This window comes from Erwinia sp. MYb416 (assembly GCF_037479575.1).
Classification (GTDB): Bacteria; Pseudomonadota; Gammaproteobacteria; order Enterobacterales; family Enterobacteriaceae; genus Erwinia; species Erwinia rhapontici.
On record NZ_JBBGYT010000404.1, the window covers coordinates 1 to 982 of the forward strand.

The following is a 982-nucleotide window of genomic DNA, read 5'->3' on the forward strand; positions in this document are numbered from 1 at the left end:
ACATTCAATGGCTGAATGAGAATGTCGGTGCCTGGCTGTTCACCATGTTTGACCATCAAATCATCTCTCTGCTGGATGCTTCGGGCAACCCCGTATATCTGTGGGAGGATGGGCGTAATGTGCCGGTGGAGCAGTTCGGCCATATTGCCTTCCCCGTCCGCCCTTTTCAGCAAAGTCTGCTGCACGCGCACAGCCCAAATAGCGGGCGCCGTGATCGGGTGGGCTTCGCGCTGATCGATAATGCCCCGGCGATTGTTGCTATCGGGCAGATCAGCGGCGACGCCGCCGACAGCGGTCAATATTCAATGCTGAGTATTCGCCGTCTCAACAGCGCCTGGCTGGAGACACTGGCACAGCGGAGTCTGTTGCACGGCCTGAATTTTACCGACAGTCTCACGCCCGTAGCCGGGACCGGCCATTATCCGCTCACCGCTCTCGACGGGTTCCCGATCGGCAACCTGCAATGGCAGGCTGACCGCCCCGGCTCACGAATGCTGAAGGTGATGACACCGCTGGTGCTGCTGGTGTCGCTGGTGATCACCCTGATTTGTATTCTGATGATACGTCGGCTGTGGGTGTCATCCGTGCGCCTCTCAGATTCCCTCCTCCAGTTGGGTGCCAGCGAAGCGCAGGCACAGCATCTGGCATTTCATGATGTGCTGACCGGCCTGCCCAACCGGGCACTGGTGGAAGAACGCATGACCCAGGCACTGGTGCGCCTCTCACGGCAGAAGGATAAAGTGGCGGTGCTGCTGCTCGATCTCGATCGTTTTAAAATCATCAATGACACCTTTGGACATCAGGCAGGTGATGAACTGATTATTGAGGTTGCCCATCGCCTGAACGGACTGGTGCGCCATATCGACACCGTGGGCCGCCTGGGGGGCGATGAATTTGTTATTATTCAAAAAGACATCACTTCAACGCAGGAAGCCACTGCGCTGTGCCAGCGAATTCTCGATGTAATGAGCCATCCTTTTAC

The 982-nt window shown here is 56.9% G+C and carries 1 protein-coding gene; it reads left to right on the plus strand.

Going from position 1 to position 982, the window contains the following annotated elements; all coding sequences use genetic code 11:
- Positions 1-982: diguanylate cyclase domain-containing protein (locus WH277_RS05600; RefSeq protein ID WP_339504912.1), on the plus strand; the 982-nt coding region annotated here is incomplete at both ends.